The sequence below is a fragment of the Neisseria sp. HMSC064D07 genome (assembly GCF_001837185.1).
Classification (GTDB): Bacteria; Pseudomonadota; Gammaproteobacteria; order Burkholderiales; family Neisseriaceae; genus Neisseria; species Neisseria flavescens_C.
In genome coordinates this window covers 1-18097 of the sequence record NZ_KV831693.1, presented here as the reverse complement: position 1 = coordinate 18097, position 18097 = coordinate 1, and the positions used below count along the sequence as shown (strand labels likewise).

Annotated in this window: 14 protein-coding genes; 4 read left to right on the top strand and 10 right to left on the bottom strand. The window is 49.8% G+C overall.

Features of this window, described 5'->3' with window-relative positions:
• Positions 1-54: 54 nt before the first annotated feature.
• The 6 genes from HMPREF2608_RS06710 to HMPREF2608_RS06685 all read right to left on the bottom strand — a co-directional run bounded on the left by HMPREF2608_RS06710 (position 55) and on the right by HMPREF2608_RS06685 (position 5206).
• Entirely contained in the window at positions 55-1767 is a 1713-nt protein-coding gene (locus tag HMPREF2608_RS06710) for a flotillin family protein (protein ID WP_070826409.1), read from the bottom strand.
• Between the two features lie 336 nt (positions 1768-2103).
• Complete coding sequence (locus tag HMPREF2608_RS06705) at positions 2104-2547, bottom strand: hypothetical protein (RefSeq protein ID WP_070826408.1); 444 nt, start codon at positions 2545-2547, stop codon at positions 2104-2106.
• Positions 2548-2782: 235 nt separating this feature from the next.
• Positions 2783-3448, bottom strand: coding sequence for a YqiJ family protein (locus HMPREF2608_RS06700; RefSeq protein WP_070826407.1), 666 nt, complete (start codon positions 3446-3448; stop codon positions 2783-2785).
• A 90-nt stretch (positions 3449-3538) separates the two neighbouring features.
• A complete protein-coding gene (locus HMPREF2608_RS06695) occupies positions 3539-3982 on the bottom strand; it encodes a hypothetical protein (RefSeq protein WP_070826406.1) in 444 nt (147 codons plus the stop codon).
• Position 3983: 1 nt separating this feature from the next.
• Positions 3984-4652, bottom strand: coding sequence for a PspA/IM30 family protein (locus HMPREF2608_RS06690; protein ID WP_070826405.1), 669 nt, complete (start codon positions 4650-4652; stop codon positions 3984-3986).
• 53 nt (positions 4653-4705) lie between these two features.
• The gene (locus HMPREF2608_RS06685) at positions 4706-5206 is read right to left on the bottom strand and encodes a hypothetical protein (protein ID WP_004518995.1); all 501 of its coding nucleotides are present in this window, start codon (positions 5204-5206) and stop codon (positions 4706-4708) included.
• 181 nt (positions 5207-5387) lie between these two features.
• Between HMPREF2608_RS06685 and polA the strand changes: the two genes are divergently transcribed.
• A complete protein-coding gene (gene polA, locus HMPREF2608_RS06680) occupies positions 5388-8183 on the top strand; it encodes a DNA polymerase I (protein ID WP_070826404.1) in 2796 nt (931 codons plus the stop codon).
• 98 nt (positions 8184-8281) lie between these two features.
• On the opposite strand, the gene HMPREF2608_RS06675 is transcribed toward polA, so the two are convergent.
• A complete protein-coding gene (locus HMPREF2608_RS06675; RefSeq protein WP_070826403.1) occupies positions 8282-8776 on the bottom strand; it encodes a hypothetical protein in 495 nt (164 codons plus the stop codon).
• A gap of 6 nt (positions 8777-8782) precedes the next feature.
• Entirely contained in the window at positions 8783-9283 is a 501-nt protein-coding gene (locus tag HMPREF2608_RS06670) for an ImmA/IrrE family metallo-endopeptidase (protein ID WP_070826402.1), read from the bottom strand.
• 384 nt (positions 9284-9667) lie between these two features.
• Between HMPREF2608_RS06670 and HMPREF2608_RS06665 the strand changes: the two genes are divergently transcribed.
• The 3 genes from HMPREF2608_RS06665 (at position 9668) to HMPREF2608_RS06655 (ending at position 14330) form a co-directional block, all read left to right on the top strand.
• Positions 9668-10162, top strand: a complete 495-nt coding sequence (locus HMPREF2608_RS06665; protein ID WP_070826401.1) for a GlcG/HbpS family heme-binding protein — start codon at positions 9668-9670, stop codon at positions 10160-10162.
• Positions 10163-10398: 236 nt separating this feature from the next.
• Positions 10399-13686 (top strand): DUF2339 domain-containing protein, encoded by a 3288-nt coding sequence (locus HMPREF2608_RS06660; protein ID WP_141761471.1) that lies wholly within the window; start codon positions 10399-10401, stop codon positions 13684-13686.
• A gap of 263 nt (positions 13687-13949) precedes the next feature.
• Complete coding sequence (locus HMPREF2608_RS06655) at positions 13950-14330, top strand: putative zinc-binding protein (protein ID WP_036493928.1); 381 nt, start codon at positions 13950-13952, stop codon at positions 14328-14330.
• Between the two features lie 142 nt (positions 14331-14472).
• Here the strand turns inward: HMPREF2608_RS06655 and uvrD are convergent, their stop codons facing one another.
• Together uvrD and gap are read right to left on the bottom strand one after the other, a co-directional pair.
• A complete protein-coding gene (gene uvrD / locus HMPREF2608_RS06650; RefSeq protein WP_070826399.1) occupies positions 14473-16680 on the bottom strand; it encodes a DNA helicase II in 2208 nt (735 codons plus the stop codon).
• Positions 16681-16780: 100 nt separating this feature from the next.
• Entirely contained in the window at positions 16781-17809 is a 1029-nt protein-coding gene (gene gap / locus HMPREF2608_RS06645; protein ID WP_049335996.1) for a type I glyceraldehyde-3-phosphate dehydrogenase, read from the bottom strand.
• Positions 17810-18097 lie beyond the last annotated feature (288 nt).

Genomic DNA, 18097 nt, shown 5'->3' with positions numbered 1-18097 from the left:
TTTTGGGGAATTTTGCAAAGGTCTCGGCCTTTAAATCATTATTACGGCATTCGTTTATGATTGGTCGATGGTTTTATCCAGTCCTTGGGTCAGACCGTTGATATCGCCACCATTCAATCCCAACTCTTTCAAGAGACCGTCAACCAATGGGGCTTGGCTGCGGTAGCGCAGGGCGCTGTTGACCATTTGGTCTGCAAGGCTGGCTTGTGTGGTTTGGCCGTCTGAAACACCTTCCGCACCGTTTGCACCACCGGCAAAGCCACCCAGACCATTGACTTGCAAGATTTTGATGTCTTCGATTTTTTCCATTGGGCGGACGGATTCGCGGATGATGTCAGGCAGGTGTTTTAAGAGGGCAAGGCGGACTTGCATTTCAACCTGTTCAACGCTCAGGACGTTGGCAGCTTCGTTCACAGCGCGTGTACCTTCTGCATCAACCTTGTATTGTTGCTCTTGCGCTTGCGCCAACAGAATCTTGGCATCGGCTTCACCTTTGGCTTGAAGGCGTTGTTTCTCGGCTTCGGCTTCGGCGGCGATACGCACGGCTTCAGCGCGGTCTTGTGCAGCTTGTTTTTCAGCTTCAGCGGCAACAGTGAGCGAAATCGCATCTTTTTGCGCAGCTTCTTCGGCGGCAATCAATTCAACCGCTTTGGCACGCTCGGCGCGTTCGGTTTCGCGTACGGTAATCACACTCTCTTCTTCGCGAACGGCGGCGGCGCGGGCTTTGTCGGCTTCGGCTTTGGCTTCGGATTCAGCACGCGATTTTTCGGCAACGGCGATGGCGCGGTCTTGCTCGGCCAATTCGATGGCTTTGCGGCGTTCAACCTCGGCCTGCTCAACGGCTTGGGCTTTTCTAATGTCTTCGTTTTTAATGTCGCGTTCGGCGGCAATGCGTTTCAAATCCACTTCGCGTTCAGCGGCAATTTTTGCTTCTTCCGCTTCACGTTTTTTCTGAGATTCTTGTTCGGCAATGCTGGCCTCTTGTTCGGCGCGGCGTACGGCAATCTCACGTTCTTGTTCGAGTTTGGCGTATTCTTCTTCGCGCGAGATTTTCAGGCGTTGCTGCTCGGCTTCGAGGTTTTTGGTTTTGATTGCCAAGTCGGTATCTTGTTCGATTTCGTTACGTTTTTTGCGGCGGCCTTCGATGGTTTCGGTCAGTTTGGTCAAACCTTCCGCGTCAAAGGCGTTTTGCGGGTTAAAGAACTCAAAGCTGGTTTGGTCGAGGCCGGTCAGGGAAACGGTTTCGAGTTCGAGACCGTTTTTGAATAAGTCTTCACTCACGACCTGTTGTACTTTCTGAACGAAATCAACACGTTTTTCATGCAGTTCTTCCATCGCCATTTCGGCGGCAACGGCGCGCAGGGCGTCAACGAATTTACCTTCAACGAGGTCTTTCAACTCATCGGGAGACATGGTTTTCATACCCAGCGTTTGTGCAGCGGTCGCAATGCTCTCGGCGCTGGGTTTAACGCGGACGTAAAATTCCGCCATCACGTCAACGCGCATACGGTCGCGGGTAATCAGCGCTTGTTGGGCAGCGCGGCGTACTTCAAGGCGCAGTGTATTCATGTTGACGGGGATAATTTCGTGCAATACGGGCAGCACCATCGCACCGCCGTTCATAATGACTTTTTCGCCACCAAAACCGGTGCGGACAAATGAAACTTCTTTGCTGGCACGGCGATACAGACGGGTCAGGATGAGGCCGAGTACAAACAGCGCGACGAGTATGACGCCGGCGATAGTGCCGATAGAGACCAAATTCATGGTTTTTCCTTTCTTCTTGTTAATATGCCTTTTGGGGCGGTGGATTCAGAAGGCTTTGAGGGAAAGAGGCCGTCTGAAAGGGTTAAAATTCTTAGTTTTCTCGTTCAGGTTCTTTTGTTTCAGGTTCATTTGCTATTAAAGTTTCAAACTCTGATTCTTTAAACGTTTTGGCTTGAAGTTTCATGAATTTTTCCGCAAAACTCAAATTCGATGCTTCAGACAAATAAATAAATGATAACCCTATAAAAGGAAATGATATAATTGCTAAAAATATGAAAGAATAATAAGAATTTTTAAAATCAACTTGGGTAGGCACCCATAAAATTACTGCTGCTATTATTGCAAAATAAAATATCTAATATAATTCAATATATAATTTTTTAACCTTCTCTTTCTATCATTGAATTTTTCTTTAAAACATACTTTCCCAACTATTGCAGAATATTCCAAGTATTTCAATCCCAAAGTGTAATACCTTAAAGCTCGATTAGGAGACTTCATCCCTAAGCAATAAATAATTTCCTCAGAATCCAATTTATTCGTACCGGAAACTGCACCGTATCCTTTTTCAATTAAATAAGCATGAGGTTTTGCATCTTGGTGTTCTGCTTGCTCAATCAGGTGGATTAATTCTTTTGCCTGCCTATATTCAATTCGACTTTTAGAAAGTCTTTCCAAACCATTAAATTTGCGCATTAAATTATGTAATCCAAACATACTGATTACTGCCACAAGCACAGCTGATATATTGAACCAGTTATCCATAATCCATCTAGGCATTTCTTATTACTCCTTCTTAAAATAATAAATTGCCAAAAAATTTAAGGCTCTAAAATAAAGAATATAAACATATCATCGTCATTCTCGCGCAGACGAGAATCCAGAAACTTAAAAGGTTCAGCCATTTTCAAATCTTCTTGGAATTCCGAGAACTGGATTCCCACCTACGCGGGAATGACGACAGTCAATATCCGTATTTTCTGTAATGCTGCAAAAATTGCGGTTTCAGACGGCCTTAATCTACCAAGCTGCCGCTCGGATTCAAAATCGCTTTAAATGTATTTCCGTCCAACGACACCAGTAATACCGCATCTCCTTGTTTCAATACATCTTCAGAGTCAGGCTCTACCATCACATAATGCTGTTGGCCGTAAGCATCTTTCACGCGCACCTGCGCCGCATTGCCTACCCGAGCTTCGCCCAATACCACCGTGCCGACGCGGCCGATTAAACTTTCCTGTAAAACGGCAGTGGTTTCATCTTTCGGCATAATTTTGTACAAACCGCTAGCCGTCACGCGTACCAAGGGTAGGGAAATAAACCAAACAATGACTGCTGCCAGCGTGCCATTCAGATAACTGCCGAATACAGTGGCAAAGGCCGTCTGAAACAGATAACCCGTCAATCCGTATACGGCAAGAAACACCACCATCAACATCAACACTGGAATACGTCCGACATACAGCCAGCTCAGGAAACGCACGAATATGCCTGCATCCGCCACATCCAATCCGACCTCGGCGTGCGCAGTTTCGGTCAGGCTGTCGGGCAACAGGTTGTCCAACCAGTCGCTAATACCGCCTGCCAGCATGGAAATGACTTCAAACACACCGAGCAAAACCATCAGCGCAATGGCAATGCCGAAGATTTCAGTTTCGGGGGCGTTGATTAGATTCCACATATTGCATTTCCTTATTCTTTTTAATTTTTTCTTTATTGGAGTTGTATTTGGAATAATACATTTTTAATGTTGGTGGGGTTTGTTTGGATTTTATCTATTTAATATAAGTAAATCTAAAAGCATCCACACCCAAAAGATATATGCAATCCAAAATAAACGGTGCTTGAAGAAGTTTTTAAACTGTATTTGAGTTAGGCATTTCTTCTCCAATAAATCTAAGAGTTTTTGCTGCTCTTGGTTGTCACATTTTTCCAAGATTTCGGTTTTTAACAATTTTATGGCTTTTTTAATAGAAACTTTCCATCCATCTGCAATTAATTTGTCTCCATATTTTGCCTTCACGTCATTCATAATGATAACAACATAGAATCCCATGATTAAAATAGCAGCAACTATTGCGGGTATGGGGTGATTATCACCAAGAGACCAAACCGCGATAGTTGATAACAGCAACCATGCAGCATGGTGATTCAACATCTTATGGTAGTAAGCAATCTGCTCAGCAAGCTCATAAATCTTATTAACAAAATTCATCTTATTTCCCTGCTTTCAATGCTGCCAATCTTTCGGCAATGCGGTTGTTGCGGCTTAAGTCTTCCAGTTCTTTCAGCTTGGCTAACTGCGCCGCATCAGTGCTGCTGTGTACCGAGTTTTGGCGACCCATCACACGGTCGAAGGCATTGCCGCTTTTTTCAGCATCACGGGCAATGCGATTGAGGTCGCTGCCGTTGCCACCGGCTGTTTTGCCTGTGCCCATGCTTTGCTGTGTGGTACGCCAGTCTTGCAACTGCTGCTGCATCTCGCGTTTTTTCGCCTGCAGGGCGGCGATAAAGCCTTCGAGCTCTTTTTCTTGTGCGGCACAATCGGCAATGGTGTTTTCCAAAACAGGCAGACGCGCTTCGATGTCCATCTGTTCGGCGATACCCGCTTCGGCAAGATCATCGCGACCAGCATCTACGGCGGCTTGCAGATTGGCATCGATGGCCTCGTGGCGATTACTTTCATCGGCCATTTTCTTGGCGGCAAGATGTTTCTGAGCTAACACTTTGCCCAATTCAGCACGCACCTCATCTACTGCGCGCTCAATTTCGCGGATACTTTCGTTCATGACCGCTTCAGGCGCGAGGTTTTCCGCCGCATCAATCAGGGTATGAAAACCGCCGCTTACCAGACGGCCTACTCGGCGGGATAGGGTTTCGCTCATTTGGATTTTCCTTTCACTAAAATGTGTTTGTTTCATTTGGTATGGCGGCAGTCTTAAACTTCATTTGCCTGCTGCACAATCTTCGCCAGTTTCAAAGTGTTTTCAAGCTGTTGCAGAACGCTGTCGTCGTATGCTGCACCTTTGCCGGTTACGGCGAGTTGCAAGATGCTGTCGGTGAGGCGGACGATGCGCCACATCAGTTCGCGCTCGTATTTTTTCAAATCGTCGAGGTCAGCTTCTTCGGGCAGGTCGGCGGCGAGTGTTGCGCCTAAGTCAGGCAGTTGTTCAAACAACCTCGCCACGATATGCGAATGCACTCCGGCCTGTTTTTCAGCGTGCAAGATTTCGTGTTTCGCCGCTTGGAAAAATTGCTCCTGCGCCGTCAGTGCGGAGCTGTAATCGCGCGTTTGCGTATGCGCCAAGCGAGCTAACTTGAGCAATTCGCGGATTTTTTCAGACGGCGTATTCGCACCTTCGATTTTTAGTTCAGCAATAAAATCAGCATCTTCCTGAGTGATGCGCACACTAATTGGGATACGGTTCGTTGCATTCATATTCGTCTGCTTTGGTTTGTATTCATTTGAATACAAATATACAAGATGGGATTCTGAGGCGCAATACCTGAAACCGTATATTTATGTAAACATCAGGCCGTCTGAAACTTGATTTTCGGTTTTCGGACGGCCTTTTCCTTTATAATCCGTACATTATTTTCATACACACAGCAGGTTCTCCATGTCCAACAAACCTACACTCCTTCTCGTTGACGGCTCTTCTTATCTTTACCGCGCCTATCATGCCATGGGGCAGAATTTGTCTGCGCCCGACGGTGCGCCGACTGGGGCGATGTATGGCGTGTTGAACATGCTGCGCCGACTGCGGGCGGATTATGTGCACGACTATTGCGCGGTGGTGTTTGATGCGAAGGGCAAAAATTTTCGCCACGAGATGTTCCCCGACTATAAGGCGACGCGTCCGCCGATGCCGGACGATTTGCGCCCGCAGGCGGAAGCCTTGCCGGATTTGGTGCGCCTGATGGGCTGGCCGGTATTGGTGATTCCGCAGGTGGAAGCGGACGACGTTATCGGCACTTTGGCTAAGATGGCTAGCGAAGCAGGGTGGAACGTGGTGGTATCCACCGGCGATAAGGACATGGCGCAGTTGGTGAATGAGCGCGTGACGCTGGTGAACACGATGAGCGGCGAAACGCTGGATATTGAAGGCGTGAAGGAAAAATTCGGCGTACGCCCCGACCAAATCCGCGATTATCTCGCGCTGATGGGCGACAAGGTGGACAATGTGCCAGGTGTGGAAAAATGCGGCCCGAAAACCGCGGTGAAGTGGCTGGAAGCCTACGGCTCGCTGGCTGGTGTGATGGAACACGCTGGCGAAGTCAAAGGCAAGGTCGGCGAAAACCTGCAAGCCGCTTTGGAACAACTGCCGCTGTCGTATGATTTGGTAACGATTAAAACCGATTTGGATTTGCACACCGAGCTTTCAGACGGCCTTGAAAGCCTGCGCCGCACTACGCCTAAATGGGCGCAGCTGGTTGTCGATTTCAAACGCTGGGGCTTCCGTACTTGGCTGAAAGAGGCGGAAAGCCGTATGCACGAAGCGCAAAACACTGATTTGTTCGGCAGTGAGCATATCGGCGAACAAGCCGCATTGGCGATGGAAACACAGCCTGAAAAACAACCCGAACTTGCCCCAGCCCCTGAAAAACTGGATTATCAAGCCGTTACCACCGAAGCGCAGTTTGCCGCCTTGTTGGACAAACTGGCGAAGGCGGACAAAATCGGCATTGATACGGAAACCACGTCATTAGACGCGATGAATGCCGCGCTGGTCGGCATCAGCATTGCGTTCCAAGCAGGGGAGGCGGTTTACATTCCCGTAGGGCATAGCCTGACCGCTGCACCCGAACAGCTTGATTTACAAGACGTATTAGGCCGTCTGAAACCGCATTTGGAAAACCCCGCCCTGAAAAAAATCGGGCAAAACCTCAAATACGACCAACACGTTTTCGCCAACTACAACATCGCCCTGAACGGCATTGCCGGCGATTCCATGCTCGCTTCCTATATCATCGAGAGCCACCTTGGACACGGCTTGGACGAATTGTCCGAACGCTGGCTCGGCTTGGAAACCATTACCTACGAATCGCTGTGCGGCAAAGGCGCGAAGCAAATTAGTTTTGCCGATGTCGCCATCGAACAGGCGACCGAATACGCCGCCCAAGACGCCGATTTCGCCCTGCGCCTCGAAGCGCACCTGCGCGCGCAAATGGACGCCAAACAGCTTGAAATGTATGAAAAAATGGAGCTGCCTGTCGCGCAAGTATTGTTTGAAATGGAACGCAACGGCGTGCAAATCGACCGCGCCGAACTCGCCCGCCAAAGCGCAGAACTCGGCGCCGAGCTGATGAAGCTCGAACAAGAAGCCTACGCCGCCGCAGGCCAGCCGTTCAACCTCAACTCGCCCAAACAGCTGCAAGAGATCCTGTTCGACAAAATGGGCATCCCCACCAAAGGCCTGAAAAAAACCGTCAAAGGCGGCATTTCCACCAACGAAGCCGTGCTCGAACAGCTTGCGCCCGACTACCCCCTGCCCAAAATCATCCTGCAAAACCGCAGCCTGGCGAAACTCAAATCCACCTACACCGACAAACTGCCCGAAATGATTTCCCCCAAAGACGGCCGTGTGCATACCACTTACGCCCAAGCCGTCGCCATTACCGGCCGCCTCGCCAGCAACAACCCCAACCTGCAAAACATCCCCATCCGCACCGTAGAAGGCCGCCGCGTGCGCCGTGCCTTTACCGCACCGCAAGGCAGCGTCATCGTTTCCGCCGACTATTCCCAAATTGAGCTGCGCATCATGGCGCACCTCTCCGGCGACAAAACCCTGATTACCGCGTTCCAAAACGGCGAAGACGTCCACCGCCGCACCGCCGCCGAAGTGTTCGGTATTGCCCCCGAAAACGTCTCGTCCGAACAACGCCGCTACGCCAAAACCATCAACTTCGGCCTGATTTACGGCATGGGCCAATACGGCCTCGCCAAATCATTGGGCATCGACAACATCTCCGCCAAAAACTTTATCGACCGCTACTTCGCCCGCTATCCCGGCGTCGCCGAATACATGCAGCGCACCAAAGAACAAGCCGCCGCCCAAGGCTTTGTCGAAACCCTGTTCGGCCGCCGCCTCTACCTGCCCGACATCCGCAACAAAAACGCCAACGCCCGCGCCGGAGCAGAACGCGCCGCCATCAACGCCCCCATGCAAGGCACCGCGTCCGACCTCATCAAACGTGCCATGATAGACGTATCCCGCTGGCTGGATTCAGATGGCCTGAAAACCAAACTGATTATGCAGGTGCATGACGAATTGGTGTTGGAAGTACCCGAAGCCGAACTGGATTTGGTCAAAGAAAAACTGCCGCAGATTATGGCGAAAGTAGATGAGGAGATGTTGAACGTGCCGCTGGTGGCAGAAGTAGGCGTGGGGATGAATTGGGAAGAGGCACATTGATAAAAAATTAAAGATGGTATAAATTCATACCATCTTTTTTAATATTTCCCTTGGAGGTTAGCTTAATAAGTTTCCAATAAAGCAAATTAGGACAAATACTAGTTTGGATATTTTTTGTTAACCCAAGTTTTTAGTATATCTAATAATTGATTTAGAAACTGTGTGGCTGGAAAATTGTTAAGACCATTTTCTTGCTCTTTATTTCGTTCGCTATTCTCAGTTTTTGATAACACCTTCACTAATAAAAACAAAATAGTAGTTGGAGGTAATGCTAATATCATTGCTATATGCCATAAGTTATTAGATTTACTTTCATTACTGCAAAAAATCCATAATGCAAGCATAAAATATAAGCCAACGATGACCATTACTCCAAGCCAAATGACCTGTTCGAATAATTCTCTCCTCTGGCTTTCTGCATCTAGAAGTGCTTTGTTAACTTGATCTTGAAATTTAGTGTTTGGGATACCTCCAACTCCCTCTTTATCAGCAAAACCTAGTAGTGAATCATCTGATGATGAATCTGAAGAGATCTCAACATTACGTGGAATTTCTTTGCTGCTGTGTTTAATTTTGTTTTCATTATTTTTCATATAATTTTAGTATCCAATATTATCATCATTTTCTACAGGCCAACCTAGATTTCTCAGTCGGTAAGTTATCGCAGGTTTTGATACATTAAACCATCTTGCTAATTCATAAATATCTTTAATATTTTCCTTTTGTATAAGATGATTAACAGCCACTTCAGGCATAATCAGTTCCGCTGCAAATCTATTAGCAGCAGCCTCTCTTGGATCATAAACATCTTTAAATGAATAGTCATTGTCTCTGAATCCACCACCATGATTAAGAGCAAAATGCCCTAATTCATGTGCAAGAGTAAATCTTTGCCGTTGTTCAGAGTCTGTACTACGAATAGAACAAATAGCTTGCCCGTTAATTAAATCAAAACGCCCTGAAATATCCTCTCCACCTTCGAGGTAAGGGGCATATCGAACTCTAACTCCCAAATCATTCGCAATTTGTTCAAGGTTCACAGGAATCTTATAATCCCAGTACATTTCCAGAATACGTCTAGCCGTAGAAACTGCGGTCATGGCATACTCCTTTTTATTTAAATGCTAGATTAAATTGGGTATTGTACCTGATATATGGGCAATATGTGTTTTTTAAAGCTATCCGTAAGCCAGCGAGCTGTAGCCTGCATCTTAAAACTAGCCAGCTCTTGTCGGATACTTGTATCCGACAAGAGCCACTGCCATCTCAAATAACCGTCGGATTCGAGAATCCGACCTACTGAAGCTGGGCATCGGGTGTAGGGTGTGTGCGGTACGCACGCACGCGGTTGTTGAACCCCAAAAACACCCGAGGCCGTCTGAAAACCTGTTACAGAGTTTTTCAGACGACCTTTATTCTTCCCGCCGACAGGCATACAATCAAAAGTGCAGTACCTTTCATTGATTCAATACAAGGAGACAGTTATGCGCGGCATAAAATCAGTTGCATTGTTGTGTACTTTGGCATTGGGTGCGCCGGCGTTTTCGTCGGGTTTGACCAAAACGCTGCCGGGCGATTTGACGACGGCTCAGGCGCAGGCGGTGGTGCAGGCTTCGATGAAAAAGGCGCGTGAAATCAAGGTGCCGATGAATATCGCGGTCATGGACGCGGGCGGTAATTTGAAGGCGTTTGCGCGTATGGACGATGCGTTTATCGGCAGTATTGATATTGCGCAGAAAAAGGCGAAAACGGCGCGCTATTTCAATATGTCCACCCGCGATCTGGGCAAGGCTTCGCAGCCGGGCGGCGATCTTTACGGTATTGAGGTGACCAACGACGGTTTGGTGATTTTCCCCGGCGGTGTGCTGCTGGTGGATAAAAACGGTGTTATCGTCGGCAGCGTCGGCGTGAGCGGCGGTTCGGTCGATGAAGACGAAAGCGTCGCAAAAGCAGGTGCGGCGGTATTATCGGGAAGGTAAGCCGTAGTTTGAAACAAGACCCAATGCGTTTCTTTTCATGATTTGCGTTGGATTGCTGAAACAGACAGAGGCCGTCTGAAAATCCTTAAACATTTTCAGACGGCCTTTTTCTATGCCGATTCTCTATATTCTATTTGCCGTATGCTTTTATTCTCGGCCTTTTGTCTCTTTTTTTCATGAATAATGTTGCCGGTGTTACAATCGGCATATTCTTATTGTTATCAAACAGGTGTTTCATGCAGTTTTTTGGCCTGCTTATTCCTATTATTATCGGCTATTTTGCTGATGAGATGGCCACGGGCGTTATTATTGGGTCGTTGTTTTGGCTGGTTGTTTGGTCAATCGCCAAACAACGCCAAGAAGAGCGTCTGGCTGAATCTGCTACGGCAGGCGACAGGATGCAAAAGCTGGAGCAGGAAATCGAGCTGCTGAAACGGCGTTTGTCGGTGTTGGAGCATGAGGCTGTCCGTGATGAGGCGAAGGTAGGGCAGGGGCTTGAGGCTCGGGCTGTTGCCGATATTCAGACGGCCTCTGAGCCGCTTCATGTTCGGGTTGAGCCTGAGGCGGAAGCTGCGCCTGTTAAGCAGAAGATTGAAGAGGCGTTTGCACCTTCTTTTTCTATACCTATTAATCCTGTTTTTGCCAAGGCTGCTGCTTCGTCTGAGCCTGTTGTGGAAGAAGTTGTCGAGGCGGTTGCTCCGGTTGCTGCTGAACAAGCAGGGCTGCCTAAGGAAGAGGCTGTTGTTGCTTCGATGCCGTCTGAAAGCGAAGAAGCGCCATCGCGTCAATTCGTTATCCATAAAGATAAGGTGGAAGGCGGAGAGTACAAGTTTTCCGATAATCCGATTGTTGCTTGGTTTTTGCGCGGCAATCCGCTGTTGAAAACGGGTATTGTGGTGTTGTTCCTCGGTTTGGCGTTTTTGTTGCGCTATGCCTCCGAGCGGGTTCATGTGCCGGTGGAGCTGCGCTATCTGACTGTGGCGGGTGCGGGTTTGGCGGCGGTGGTCGGCGGCTGGAAGCTGCAAAGCCGTAAGCGTGAATATGGCTTGGTGTTGCAGGGTTTCGGCGTGGCGGTGATGTATTTGACGGCGTTGGCGGCGTTGAAACTGCATCCGCTTTTGCCTGTGTCGGTCGTGTTCGGGCTGATGGTAGCAATGGTTGTGCTGATGGCGTGGCTGGCGGTAAGGCAGAATGCGCAGATTATGGCGCAGGTTGCTTTAATCGGCGGTATGGCCGCGCCTTTGCTGACTTCAGACGGCAGCGGCAATTATTTGGTGCTATTCTCTTATCTTGCCCTGCTCAATGGTGGTGTGGCCGCGATTGCGTGGTTTAAGGCATGGCGTCCGCTGAACCTGACGGGTTTTGCCGCTACTTTTGCCATTGCCGCGCTGTGGGGCATGCGAAGTTATACGCCGCAACATTTCGCCACTACCGAGCCTTTCCTGATTTACCACTGGCTGCTCTATACCTTTATCGCGTATCTGTTCGCACGCCGTAAGTTGAAGGAAAACAGCGAAGACAACGTTACGCCGATTGCCGACAATGCGACTTTGGAAGAAATCGGCAAGAGTATTTATACACACGGCCTGCGCGTTCATGTCCTCGACCATACTTTATTGTTTGGCACGATGGCGGCGGCGTTCGGCTTGCAATACCGCATGGTGGAGCATTGGCCGTCTGCGGATGCGCTTTCTGCATTGGGTTTTGCCGCGGTTTACGGACTGGCCGCGCTGCTGCTGAAACGTCAGCAGGGGCTGTATATTTTGCGTCAGGCGTTTTTTGCGTTGGCGGTATTGTTCCTCACGATTGCCGTTCCGCTTTATTTTGAACCGAGCAATACGGTCATTTTGTGGAGTGCCGAATCCGCACTGGTTTATTTCTTCGGTTTGCGCCAACAGCGTCCGCATATCCGTTTGGGTGCGCTGATGGTTTATCTCTTGGCGGTACTGATTCAATTGGGCAATTATCAGGGCTTCGGTACGGATACCGTTCTGGAAGGGCAGTGGTTTACAACGGTTGTGGTGTTGCTTGGCGGAGCGGCGATTTATTTGCTGTGGTATTTCTCGCGTCGCGAAGGTTCGGCGCAATGGGAAAAATCCGTTCAGACGGCCGTGTTGTCTGCCGCCTTGCTGTACATCTCTATTTTGCCTTTGCTCTTCTTGGCCGACCAAGGCAGCATTGTCGCTCTCTCTGCTTTGGCAGCGGCGTGGGCATTCTGCCGGCGCAAACATGAGCCGAATGTGTTTATCACTTTTGTCTTGGGCAATGTATTGTTCGCCCTGTTGCTGCAAAGCAGCATCATTTATGAATCCAAAGGCTTCCTGAGCCATCTGTACCTTATTGCCGCTACGCCTTTGCTTTTTGCAGCTGCCTACGCGCTGCAATATCCGCGTGTACCGGTTGCAAGCGAAAAACCGGAAGGAAACGAGGTTTACTTTGCGCAGGTTTCAGGCTGGATCATCCTGCTTACTGCGTTGGCAACAGGCAGCTACGCCCTTTATATGCAATGGACAGGCGAGGAAACCCTGTTTATCGAGTTGTGGATGTGGCCGATATTTGCCGGCTTGCTGCTGTTTGCAAAACGTTTGAAATGGGAAGAGCTGTTGCAGGCAAACTTGGCATTCCTGCCCGTGTTTGCCATGCATTTCGTCTTCTACCATACCGAACACGCATGGACAGCCGCCGCAGCCTTGCCGCTTGCCGCCGCTACCGTGTTGAACTTCATTATTCTGAACAACTATCCGCGCCATGATCTGATTTGGTTGCACAAACTCAATATCACGATACTCGGCGTACTTTGGACGCTTTGGACCGCGCTGTATGTCGGCGGCCTTCTCTCCGGCGTTTGGTCGCAGCTCTCATGGCTGGTTGTGCCTTTAGCAATGTGGATTGTTTTCCATACTCAGCGCCAACGTGAATTTTTCAGACGGCATCAAACCATTTATCAGCATTTCGCCTTGCCGTTGTGCGCCCTTGCCGCCGCTTGTTGGATGCTGTGGACCAACTTCTCCACGCCGTTCCAATCTTCGCCGTTGCCGTATATTCCCGTGCTTAACCCATTGGAACTCGCCTGCGCCGGTATGCTTTGGTTTGCCCTGAAATCCCTGCCCGACGCCTTGCCGCCCGACCTTCGCCGTACCACGGCAACCACAGTTTCCGCCTTGGCATTTATGCTGATCAGCGCAGGCGTGATGCGCGTATGGCATTTCTACGACGGCATTACTTGGCGTCTTGACATCATGCTCCAATCCTTCGGCCTGCAAGCCAGCCTCTCCGTTGTTTGGGCAGTAACCGCCATTATCTTGATGGTACTTGGCAACCGCCGCAAACAGCGTTCCTACTGGATGACAGGCGCGACGCTGATGGGCATCGTGGTCGTCAAACTCTTCCTGATCGAGCTTTCCAACAGCGGCGGTATCGCGCGCATCGTCTCCTTCATCATCGTCGGCCTGTTGCTGCTTTTGGTCGGCTGGTTTGCCCCCGTTCCGCCTAAAGAAGAGAATGATGGCGAACACAAAGCCTAATCATTAACTTCAAATAAAAAGGCCGTCTGAAAAAGCAGCATTATCTGTTTTTAGACGGCCTTTATTTTTTAGAAGGTAGCATCTGCTTTGTTCTAGAATGTCTAATCGTATTGAGTTATGATGCCTTTTAATATTATATAAATGGATAAGCCGTAGGCCGTCTGAAAAAAGAAAACGGGTCTGCATACCACGCATGATGCGCCCGACAGACTGACCATAGGTGGACATATAAAGATAAAAACCGCTACCGAAGGAAATAGAAAATGCCTAACCGCAATGAGCTTCCCTTAATTTATTCTTGTTCCGGATGCTCCGATGTGGCGCAGCTGGCCAACAACACTGCCGTAGCGCTCGACCATGCCGGAGAATTTGAAATGTCGTGTATTTCCGGCGTGGGCGGCAAAGTCGCGCCGTTGGTGCGCAAAGCGCAGTCCGGACGGCCGATGTTGGTTATTGACGGCTGTCATCTGCATTGCGCCAAATCGTGTTTGGAAAATGTGGGCGTCGAAATCCCGGAAGGGCATCATGTAAAACTATATGAACTGGGCTACAAAAAACGCTTTGGCAAAAGCTATGACGAGGCTACGGTAGAAGAAGTTTATCAATATGTTTTGACGAAGAAGAAAGATACCTTCAGCAGCTAAATGCCTTGATTTGCGATTGTTATTTAATATGAAGGTATGATTTAAAAGTGGTTTGAATGTAACAAAGGCCGTCTGAAAACGGATAGCAATTTTGAGCTAAAACGTTTTCAGACGGCCTTTATCATTCCAAGCCTTCTAGTTTCTACATCTCTTCCAATTTCGCAAACTTGGTATCCAGTTCTTTCACGCCCTGTTTGCCGAAGTTGATGGTCAGTCGGGCGGATTCGCCTTTGTCTACGGCATCGATGATGACGCCGGTGCCGAATTTGGCGTGGCGGACGTTTTGTCCGATGCGGAAGCCTGCGTAAGTTTGGGGCTGTTTGTAGTCGTCGATGATTTTGTCCCGTTGTACAGCGGTTTGGTGTGTGTTGCCGTAGCTGTCGTAGGCGGGTTTTTTGACGGAGAGGTAGTGCAATACTTCGGGCGGGATTTCTTCGACGAAGCGGGAGACAATACCGAATTGGGTTTGTCCGTGCAGCATGCGTTGTTGCGCCATGGTGATGTAGAGGCGTTTGCGGGCGCGGGTGATGGCGACGTACATGAGGCGGCGTTCTTCTTCGAGGCCGCCGCGTTCGGCAAGGCTCATTTCGCTGGGGAAGCGGCCTTCTTCCATGCCGGAGAGGAAGACGGCGTTGAATTCCAAGCCTTTGGAGGCGTGGACGGTCATCAGTTGGACGGCTTTTTCGCCTGCGCCTGCTTGGTTTTCACCGGATTCGAGGGCGGCGTTGCTCAAGAAAGCGAGGATGGGGAAGGCGGGGTCGTCTGAAATGTTCTCAGGCAGGGTTTCAAAGTTGCTGTCTTCGGGTTTGAACTCGATGGCGGCGTTGACGAGTTCGTCGAGGTTGTCGAGGCGGTCTTGGTTGTCGCCTTTTTGGGTTCGGTAGTATTCGGTCAGGCCGCTGTCTTTGAGGATGCCGACGATGATTTCGGACAGGGGCATTTGTCCGACTTGGTTGCGCAGGGCTTCAATCAGGCGGACGAAGGCGGCGATTTTGGTGGCTTTTGCGCCGGCGTTGCAGGCTGCCTGCCAGAGGGTGATGCCTTGTTCGTCTGAGGCCATCTGAAGGTTTTCGATGGTGCGTGCGCCGATGCCGCGCGGTGGGAAGTTAATCACGCGTAAGAGGGCGTTGTCGTCGTCGGGATTAACGGCGAGGCGTAGATAGGCAAGGGCGTGTTTGATTTCTTGGCGTTCGTAAAAGCGCAGGCCGCCGTAGATTTTGTAGGGGATGCCGCTGCGGAACAGGCTTTGTTCGATGACGCGGGATTGGGCGTTGCTGCGGTAGAGGACGGCGATTTCGTCCAAATCCCAGCCTTCGCGTTCGAGGGCTTTGGTTTCATCCACGATGAATTGGGCTTCTTCGAGGTCGGTAAAGGCGGAGTAGTAGCGGATTTTGTCGCCTGCTTCGGCGTCGGTGCGCAGGTTTTTGCCGAGGCGTTCGTCGTTGTTTTCGATGACGGCGTTGGCGGCGGCGAGGATGTTGCCGACGGAGCGGTAGTTTTGTTCGAGTTTGACGGGCGCGTCGATGTGGAATTCTTCCATCAATGCGGTCATGTTACCGACGTTTGCGCCGCGGAATCGGTAGATGCTTTGGTCGTCGTCGCCGACAGCAAAGACGGCGGCGTGGTTGCCGGCAATCAGTTTCAGCCAGGCGTATTGCAGTTTGTTGGTGTCTTGAAACTCGTCGACCAGAATGTGGTTGAATCGGTTTTGGTAGTGCTGGCGCAGGATTTCGTTGCTTTGCAGCATTTCGTAGCTGCGGAGCATGAGTTCGGCAAAATCGACCACGCCTTCGCGTTGGCAGATTTTGTCGTATTCGGCGTAACATTCAATCATGCGGCGTGTGTGCGGATCGGGCGCACTCAAGACGGAAGCGCGCAAGCCGGATTCTTTTTGCGCGTTGATAAAGCCTTGCAGCGAACGCGGTGCGATGATTTCTTCGGCGATGTTGAGGCTTTTGAGCAGGCGTTTGATGAGGGAAAGCTGGTCGCCGCTGTCGAGGATTTGGAAGGAAGAGGGCAGGCCGGCATCGCGGTGGTGCAGGCGCAAAAAGCGGTGGCAGAGGCCGTGGAACGTACCGAGCCACATGGCGCGGACTTTGACGGGAATCATCGCGCCCAAACGGGTCTGCATTTCTTTGGCGGCTTTGTTGGTAAACGTTACCGCCATGATGCTGTGTACGCTGGCCTGACCGCTTTGCAAAAGCCATGCGATGCGCGTGGTCAGTACGCGCGTTTTGCCGCTGCCCGCACCCGCCAAAACGAGGGCGGATTGCGGCGGCCAGGTTACGGCGGAGAGTTGTTCAGGGTTTAAGCCTTGCAGGAGGTTGGGGGCGGATTCGTTGGGAAACATGAAGAGGCCGTCTGAAAATAAATGGGAATGCGCTATTTTAAAGGAAATACAAAAGGCCGTCTGAAAAGATGTTTCAGACGGCCTTTGCGTTGGAAGCCGATTAGAACGGACGTACTTCCAAACCGAACATACGGCGCGCGGTGTTCAACATTTGGCAGCTGAAGCCCCACTCGTTGTCGTACCATGCGAACACTTTAACCATTTTGCCTGCAGTTACTTTGGTCAGCGTAGAGTCAAATGTGCTGGCTTGGGTAGTGTGGTTGAAGTCCATGGAAACCAGTGGCAGGGTGTTGTAGGCCAATACGCCTTTCAGACGGCCTTCTTCGGAAGCGGCTTTCATCAGCGCGTTGATTTCTTCGGCGGAAGTGTCGCGGCCCGCTTGGAAGCTCAGGTCAACCAGGGAAACGTTGACGGTCGGTACGCGGATGGCGAGGCCGTCGAGTTTGCCTTTCAGGTCTGGCAATACCAAACCGACGGCTTTTGCAGCGCCGGTTTTGGTCGGAATCATGTTTTCCACGCCGCTACGTGCACGGCGCAGATCTTTGTGGCGTACGTCGGTTACGGTTTGGTCGTTGGTCAGCGCGTGGATGGTGGTCATCACGCCGTTTACGATACCGATGTTTTCGTTCAACACTTTGGCAACAGGCGCCAGGCAGTTGGTGGTACAAGATGCGTTGGAGATAACGGTCATGTCGTCGGTAATCACGTCGTCGTTTACGCCGTAAACGATGGTTGCGTCAACATCATCGCCGCCGGGAGCGGAAATCAGCACTTTTTTCGCGCCGCTTTCCAAGTGGATTTTGGCTTTCTCTTTGCTGGTGAACGCGCCGGTACATTCCATGACCAGGTCAACGCCCAATTCGCCCCATGGCAATTCGGCTGGGTTGCGGGTAGAGAAGTAAGGGATTTTTTTACCGTTGATGATGAGGTGTTTTTCATCATGGGAAACATCAGCGTCAAAGCGGCCGTGAACAGTGTCGAATTTGGTCAGGTGAGCATTGGTCTCGATGCTGCCGCTGGCATTGATGGCAACGATGTCGAGTTGGTCTTGCAGTTTGTAGTCAAAAATAGCGCGCACTACTTGGCGGCCGATGCGGCCGTAACCGTTGATGGCAACTTTGATACCCATGGCTTTTCCTCTTCTTTTGGGTTTGGGTTGTGGATTGAATGGCGGCAATTATAGCAAAAATGTAGTGTTGTGTAATTAATGTTTTATTGAAAATTTTTGGTTTGATTATTTTTAATTGTAGATGATTAGAGTAGAAATGCAGGTTTAAATTTAATGTTATTTAATATTTTTTGAAATTTTATTTTTATTAATTCCATTTTTTGGTGTTTTATGTTCGTTTTAAATCATGGTAATGAAGGAAACGGGAAAAGGCGGATTGAGACCTTTGCAAAAAAGCCCTTCCTTCGA

What these genes read in the sequence shown, in the direction of transcription:
- HMPREF2608_RS06710 (WP_070826409.1), bottom strand. Translation starts at nt 1,767, where the DNA reads ATGAATTTGGTCTCTATCGGCACTATCGCCGGCGTCATACTCGTCGCG.
- HMPREF2608_RS06705 (WP_070826408.1), bottom strand. Translation starts at nt 2,547, where the DNA reads ATGCCTAGATGGATTATGGATAACTGGTTCAATATATCAGCTGTGCTT.
- HMPREF2608_RS06700 (WP_070826407.1), bottom strand. Translation starts at nt 3,448, where the DNA reads ATGTGGAATCTAATCAACGCCCCCGAAACTGAAATCTTCGGCATTGCC.
- HMPREF2608_RS06695 (WP_070826406.1), bottom strand. Translation starts at nt 3,982, where the DNA reads ATGAATTTTGTTAATAAGATTTATGAGCTTGCTGAGCAGATTGCTTAC.
- HMPREF2608_RS06690 (WP_070826405.1), bottom strand. Translation starts at nt 4,652, where the DNA reads ATGAGCGAAACCCTATCCCGCCGAGTAGGCCGTCTGGTAAGCGGCGGT.
- HMPREF2608_RS06685 (WP_004518995.1), bottom strand. Translation starts at nt 5,206, where the DNA reads ATGAATGCAACGAACCGTATCCCAATTAGTGTGCGCATCACTCAGGAA.
- polA (WP_070826404.1), top strand. Translation starts at nt 5,388, where the DNA reads ATGTCCAACAAACCTACACTCCTTCTCGTTGACGGCTCTTCTTATCTT.
- HMPREF2608_RS06675 (WP_070826403.1), bottom strand. Translation starts at nt 8,776, where the DNA reads ATGAAAAATAATGAAAACAAAATTAAACACAGCAGCAAAGAAATTCCA.
- HMPREF2608_RS06670 (WP_070826402.1), bottom strand. Translation starts at nt 9,283, where the DNA reads ATGACCGCAGTTTCTACGGCTAGACGTATTCTGGAAATGTACTGGGAT.
- HMPREF2608_RS06665 (WP_070826401.1), top strand. Translation starts at nt 9,668, where the DNA reads ATGCGCGGCATAAAATCAGTTGCATTGTTGTGTACTTTGGCATTGGGT.
- HMPREF2608_RS06660 (WP_141761471.1), top strand. Translation starts at nt 10,399, where the DNA reads ATGCAGTTTTTTGGCCTGCTTATTCCTATTATTATCGGCTATTTTGCT.
- HMPREF2608_RS06655 (WP_036493928.1), top strand. Translation starts at nt 13,950, where the DNA reads ATGCCTAACCGCAATGAGCTTCCCTTAATTTATTCTTGTTCCGGATGC.
- uvrD (WP_070826399.1), bottom strand. Translation starts at nt 16,680, where the DNA reads ATGTTTCCCAACGAATCCGCCCCCAACCTCCTGCAAGGCTTAAACCCT.
- gap (WP_049335996.1), bottom strand. Translation starts at nt 17,809, where the DNA reads ATGGGTATCAAAGTTGCCATCAACGGTTACGGCCGCATCGGCCGCCAA.